Genomic DNA, 6,155 nt, shown 5'->3' on the forward strand with positions numbered 1-6,155 from the left:
TTTAGGATGCAGTTAGTAGTGAAATTTGCTCGCTTTTTTGTGGGTGTGTTGTTTATTTTTTCAGGATTTATAAAGCTTAACGATCCTATAGGTTTTTCCTATAAACTTCAGGAATATTTTTCTCCTGAAGTATTGAATCTTGATTTTTTAACTCCTTTTGCACTAGCAATTGCTGTTTTAGTTTGTGTTTTCGAGCTAGTTTTAGGTATTATGCTATTAATTGGATATCTACCTAAGTTTACAACTTGGTGTTTATTAGGTATGATTGTCTTTTTTACCTTTCTAACTTTTTATTCAGCTTATTTCAATAAAGTAACCGATTGCGGTTGTTTTGGAGATGCAATTCCATTAACTCCGTGGCAAAGTTTTACTAAAGATATAATTTTGCTTCTTTTTATAATTATCCTTTTTATTTATCAAAAATCGATTACACCAATTTTGGTTCCGGCAAGCCACCGTTGGGTAATATTTTTAAGCTATATGCTTTGTTTTTTATATGCATATTATGTGCTAATGCATTTGCCAGTTTTTGATTTTAGACCATATAAAATAGGAAATAATATTGCTGAATTACGAAAAGCTCCTGAAGACGATTCGCAAGATGTGTTTGAATACCATTGGAAGTTTAATGTAAACGGAAAAGAAGAAATAGTAACTACCTCTGGTAATTATCCACAACATGAAGGAGAATATATGGGTGTAGAAACAGAGTTAATTTCTGAAGGAAAAGCAGCACCTATTCATGATTTTCAAATTATAGATGGCGATAAAATAATTACTGATGAGGTTTTGGCAGCAAAGAAAGTAGTACTGATAGTTTCTTACGATTTGAAGAAATCGGAAAAAGAAGGTTTTAAAGCTATTTCAAAATTAGCAAAACAAGCATCAAAAAAGGGTTATAGAGTATTAGGTTTAACTGCTTCAGGAGACCAATTAAAACAACAAATAAAAAAGAATTTTAAGTTAGATTTTCCTTTTTATCAAACCGATGAGACCGCACTTAAAACAATTATAAGAGCGAACCCTGGAGTTTTAATTTTAAATGCAGGCATTATCACGCAAAAAAAGCATTGGTCCGACGTTTCAGCCATAAAATTATAGGCATTTTTAAAAAAGTTTTAGAAGATTAATAAAAAGCTATAAAAGCCTTTTCTGTAAAGGTTTTATGTGTTAGGTATTCGGTATATTTGTAGTAATCAGCAAAAAATAATAGCTAACAAACTATAGAATTTAAAATTATGAGAAAAAATATTGTAGCTGGAAACTGGAAAATGAATAATGATCTTGCAGAAACGCAAGAATTAATTTCAGACCTTAAAAAACAAATGGTTAAAGAGCCAAATGCAACTGTTATGGTAGCACCTACTTTTACTAATTTGTATGAAGCTTTCCAAAGTCTAAAAGATACACCGGTAGTAGTTGCTGCACAAAATATGCACCAAAATGCTAGTGGAGCATATACCGGAGAAATTTCTGCTAATATGCTAAAAAGTGTAGGTGTGGAGACTGTAATTTTAGGACACAGCGAGCGTCGTGCTTATTTTAATGAAACTAACGAACTTCTTGCAGAAAAAGTAGATGCTGCTTTAGAAAATAACATGACAATAATTTTCTGTTTTGGTGAAGAACTAGAAGATCGTAAAGCAGAAAAACATTTCGATTTAGTAGCTTCTCAATTAAAAGAAAGTTTATATCACCTTCCTAAAGAAAGTTGGAAAAACATCATTTTAGCTTACGAACCAGTTTGGGCAATTGGAACAGGAGAAACAGCATCTCCGGAACAAGCTCAAGAAATGCATGCTTTCGTTAGAAAAAATGTTGCTGATAAATTTGGTGAAGAAGTAGCCGAAGATGTATCTATTTTATACGGAGGTAGTGTAAAACCAGCTAACGCTAAAGAAATTTTCGCTAATAAAGATGTGGACGGAGGTTTAATTGGTGGAGCTAGTTTAAAAGCAGCAGACTTTTTAGAAATTGTAAACGCATTTTAATAAAAACATAGACATTGAATTATCTCGAATTTCAGTTTACCATACAACCAACAACTCCGGGTTCAGAAATATTAATTGCTGAATTGGGTTCGGCAGGTTTCGAAAGTTTTTTAGAGCAGGAAAATGGAATTACTGCTTATATTTTAAAAAACGAATTTTCGGAAGATTTGCTTTCTGAAATTCAGATTTTACAGTCTGATGAATTTAAAATCTCCTATTCTTCTTCCGAGATTGAACAAGTAAATTGGAATGAAGAATGGGAGAAAAATTTTCAGCCTATTGTTGTAGATAATGTTTGTAGCGTACGCGCACCTTTTCATTCTAAACCAGAAACGAAGTTCGATATAGTGATCGAGCCTAAAATGAGTTTTGGAACTGGGCATCATGCTACTACACATATGATGATTCAGTTTATATTGAAGACTAATTGGGAAAATAAAAGCGTTTTAGATATGGGTTGCGGAACCGGTGTGCTAGCTATTTTAACAGCATTGAAAGGAGCACAGCCAGTAGAAGCAATAGATATTGATAATTGGTGCTACTTAAATACGCTAGAAAATATAGAACGTAATAATGTTCCTGAAATTAACGTTAAAGAAGGAGGAGCCGAGTTATTAGGGGATAAAAAATATGATGTTATTTTAGCTAATATTAATCGTAATATCTTATTACAAGATATGGCAACTTATGTTTCTGTATTAAAAAAAGAAGGCGATTTATATTTAAGCGGATTTTATAAAGAAGATATTCCAATTATACAGGAAGCTTGTGAAAAGCTAGGACTAAAATTTCAGGAAAATCTTGAAAAAGATAAGTGGGTTGCGGTAAAGTTTTCTTTGTAAGAGTTCTAACTTGTTTTTTGTATTTTTGCAAAGTTTCTGATTCAAAATTAATACCCTATGAGTACCCAAGAAGAAGTTTTAGAGAAGGTAGATACTAAAGTTGATAAGGAAAACGAAATTGTTTTGTATAACGATGATTATAATACCTTCGATCATGTTATAGAAACACTTATATATGCATGCGATCATACACCAGAACAAGCAGAGCAATGTTCTATATTAGTACATTATAAAGGAAAATGTACTGTAAAAACAGGCGATTTTAAAGATTTAAAGCCTCGTTGCTCTAAATTGTTAGAAGCAGGTTTAAGTGCAGAAATAGTTTAAAAAAAGTTTTATAAAAATTTTTGAATATTGTATATATATTATATATTTGCACCCGCTTAGCGAGATAACAAGTTAAGTTTTTTAAAGGCCTCGTGGCGCAACTGAATAGCGCATCTGATTACGGCTCAGAAGGTTGCAGGTTTGAATCCTGCCGAGGTCACTTTTTAAGAAATAAATTAAGCTAAAACCCTATAAATACTATGATTTACAGGGTTTTATGTTTTTTAGGGGTTTTGTTTGTGAGCGTTTTATTACCTTTAGTAGTTCACAGATCGTCAACATAATTTCATCCTGTCAACATGTTGAAACTTTGATTATCAGTGATTTAAAATTAGGTGATTTGACTTTCGTCTTTACTGAGTATTAACTTAAAGGCGACACTTATGCGTACTTCAAAAACTTTTTCCATTTTATTTTGGGTGTATTCCTCCAGAGTAAAGAACAATCTAACCAATCTTTATGTCAGAATTTCTCTGAACAATCAAAGGGTAAATGTGAGCTTAAAATCGAAAATTCCATATGACTTATGGGATGCCTCAGCTCAAGGACTGGATGGTAATTCGAGACTAGCCAAAGAATTAAACCATTTAATAGATGAGACCTGAACAAAAATTTTCCAGAACTATCAGGATTTGCGATTCCAGAATAAAGCGGTGACAGTAGAACTTTTAAAAGCCAATTTTTTAGGGGAAGGTCCAAAAGATAAGACATTGCTTGATATTTTGGAATATCATGGTCAAAAGATTAATGGAAAGCTTGCTAAGGGATCAATTCGTAATTTTAAGGTTACCGAGAACTATATTCATCGGTTTTTAGAAGAGGAGCTTAAAATAAATTCTATTTATCTCAATGAGCTTAATTATAAGTTTATCAATGATTTTGCGAACTTTCTTTTTACCTACTGGCCAAAGGGACATGTTAATGCAATGAGTCACAATACAGTAATGAAGCATATACAGCGCCTTCGTAAAATAGTGACTTTGGCCTTTCATTTGGAATGGGGAGACAAAGATCCTTTTATCCGTTGGAAGCCCACTTTTGAAAAGAAAGAGCGGGATTTTCTAAATCCGAATGAACTTAAAGTTATTGAGGATTTCAATTTTTATAATGAGCGATTGGATAGAGTAAGGGATTTGTTTGTGTTTAGTTGCTATACCGGAATTAGTTTTTCAGATATCAATAATTTGACTAGGAATAATATTATGAAAGGTTTAGATGGTCAGAAATGGATATTTACCTTTAGAAATAAAACAAAGACCAAAGTCAAAATTCCGTTACTTGATAAAGCATTAATGATTATCGAGAAATATGAGGATCATCTGATGGTGCAGATTACAGAGAGTCTTTTGCCTGTTATTACCAATGTAAAAGTGAATCTGTATCTTAAAGAAGTCGCAGAAATTTGTGATATAAAAAAGAACCTTACCTTTCATATGGCACGACATACTTTTGCCACCACAGTAATACTGGCAAATGGAGTTCCTATAGAAACAGTTTCAAAACTATTGGGACATACTAAAATTGCCACTACTCAAATTTATGCCAGAGTATTAGAAGATAAGCTGAGTAAGGATATGTCTGATCCTAGTAAGAAATTACGGGGAATATAGATTTTAAAAAAATGCCAAACAGAAAGGATAGTTGTAAGCAGCTATCCTTTTCGTTTATTTCAATGTCGATATTAGCTAACTTAATCTTCATTGGTACAAAAAACAGTAAGTAAACTATTATAAAAAATCTAAAGTCTCTTTTTCAACAGTACCTTCCTATTTCCATTTAACTCTTGCAATTCCAATTGAAATTTCTCCTTACTTCCCAGAACAAATTTGGGCAGCACATATACCAAGCATACCGTGCCATCAATTTCCCAGATCACTTCTTCGGCGGTTATTTCATCGTGCTGCTGATCAAAAAAATGTTCCAGTTCGGGAAGTGGTTTGCCTTCATTTTCTTTTTCCAGATACTCCACAAAATCTGCAGCACTTTGCGCATAATTACCCTGTGCTTTCTGAGCAGTGATGGTGATGTACATTATTAAGTTCTTTTTGAAGTTTTTCTAATTCGTCTTTCTTCATATCCAGCTTGTAATATCCCTTCCCAAAAGTTCCTTTCACATAAGTTAAATGTTTCAGTAGGTTTTTCGTGTTATTTCGGTAGGTGCTCAGTTCTTGTTGCATCTGGTCATAGCGTTTTTTATAATGCTCCAATTCGGTATCCTGAGAAAGGGTTTCCGGTGTTCCAAAATCAAACCGTTCCACTTCTTTTTCTTCCTTGTCTACCTTGTTTATTTCCTGAAACAAGGTATCCAGCATCGCCTTGGTTGGCAGGGTCTGTTGCTTTTTGATATTGCGTACAATCGCAATCAAGGCATTGATCCTTTTTTTGGTCGCATCCGTTTTTACTATAAGATTATCATTAGGGTCAAGATTATTCCATTTAAAGAAGTTCAACATTGCCTCGAGGGTTTCCGAATGGGATTTGGAAATGTCTTTGGAAAATGCCCTAAAACGCTTGGCAATATCTTTTTTGATATTGATCCCTGAAAAGCCGTATGTTGAAAATTTCTTCATTTTTGCTGCAAAAAAGTGCCTGTTTACAATGGGTTCCAGAGATTTTGCTGCAAAGTCCTGAAAATCAGTATAAATAAAACATGTTTAAATATCTGATTATTAGTTGTTTGCATAGAAATTGACAGCCGAGACACCGTTTCGCGTGTCACCCTCTTGTTCTTCCAATTTCCGTCCCATAGGGACCCAAATTTTCAGACATTCCACCAAAGCGGAATGCTTTTATTATTTTATGGATTGGTCATTTAAGGAAAGTCAAATCTAAAAAGGTAATGACCAAAGGTGTTGTTCGTCAACCTTCTAAAGATACGATTTAAAAGAAATAAGCCATAGAAAAAGCCCTCATTTAATAAGGGCTTATTTGGTGTTTTTTAGTGGTTACATATGGAATACAAAATTATAATTGTACAGATTTCGTATCGCTTCCT

The 6,155-nt window shown here is 33.2% G+C and carries 8 protein-coding genes and 1 tRNA gene; 7 read left to right on the forward strand and 2 right to left on the reverse strand.

Translation table 11 applies throughout. The features are described 5' to 3' along the window. The first annotated feature begins 6 nt into the window (after positions 1-6). From ACN0WI_RS14790 to ACN0WI_RS14820, 7 genes are all read left to right on the forward strand, one after another. Positions 7-1,101 (forward strand): BT_3928 family protein, encoded by a 1,095-nt coding sequence (locus ACN0WI_RS14790; protein WP_417887821.1) that lies wholly within the window; start codon positions 7-9, stop codon positions 1,099-1,101. A 137-nt stretch (positions 1,102-1,238) separates the two neighbouring features. Next, positions 1,239-1,991 carry a triose-phosphate isomerase gene (tpiA, locus tag ACN0WI_RS14795; protein WP_417887822.1) on the forward strand — a complete coding sequence of 251 codons (753 nt, stop codon included), beginning with the start codon at positions 1,239-1,241 and terminating at the stop codon, positions 1,989-1,991. A 14-nt stretch (positions 1,992-2,005) separates the two neighbouring features. Beyond that, entirely contained in the window at positions 2,006-2,833 is an 828-nt protein-coding gene (gene prmA / locus ACN0WI_RS14800) for a 50S ribosomal protein L11 methyltransferase (RefSeq protein WP_417887823.1), read from the forward strand. Between the two features lie 57 nt (positions 2,834-2,890). After that, on the forward strand, positions 2,891-3,160 hold the full coding sequence (locus tag ACN0WI_RS14805; protein WP_417887824.1) for an ATP-dependent Clp protease adaptor ClpS: 270 nt from the start codon (positions 2,891-2,893) through the stop codon (positions 3,158-3,160). 86 nt (positions 3,161-3,246) lie between these two features. Further along, positions 3,247-3,320: transfer RNA gene (locus ACN0WI_RS14810), tRNA-Arg, on the forward strand. Between the two features lie 223 nt (positions 3,321-3,543). Next, positions 3,544-3,765 (forward strand): Arm DNA-binding domain-containing protein, encoded by a 222-nt coding sequence (locus ACN0WI_RS14815; RefSeq protein ID WP_417887825.1) that lies wholly within the window; start codon positions 3,544-3,546, stop codon positions 3,763-3,765. Between the two features lie 27 nt (positions 3,766-3,792). Then, positions 3,793-4,770 carry a site-specific integrase gene (locus ACN0WI_RS14820; protein WP_417887826.1) on the forward strand — a complete coding sequence of 326 codons (978 nt, stop codon included), beginning with the start codon at positions 3,793-3,795 and terminating at the stop codon, positions 4,768-4,770. A gap of 128 nt (positions 4,771-4,898) precedes the next feature. Here ACN0WI_RS14820 and ACN0WI_RS14825 read toward each other — a convergent pair whose 3' ends face one another. Further along, on the reverse strand, positions 4,899-5,192 hold the full coding sequence (locus ACN0WI_RS14825) for a DUF5712 family protein (protein WP_417887827.1): 294 nt from the start codon (positions 5,190-5,192) through the stop codon (positions 4,899-4,901). Then, entirely contained in the window at positions 5,155-5,730 is a 576-nt protein-coding gene (locus ACN0WI_RS14830; RefSeq protein ID WP_417887828.1) for a BfmA/BtgA family mobilization protein, read from the reverse strand. The genes ACN0WI_RS14825 and ACN0WI_RS14830 overlap by 38 nt, the downstream gene beginning before the upstream one ends. Positions 5,731-6,155: the final 425 nt, after the last annotated feature.

Source organism: Zunongwangia sp., assembly GCF_048269745.1.
Classification (GTDB): Bacteria; Bacteroidota; Bacteroidia; order Flavobacteriales; family Flavobacteriaceae; genus Zunongwangia.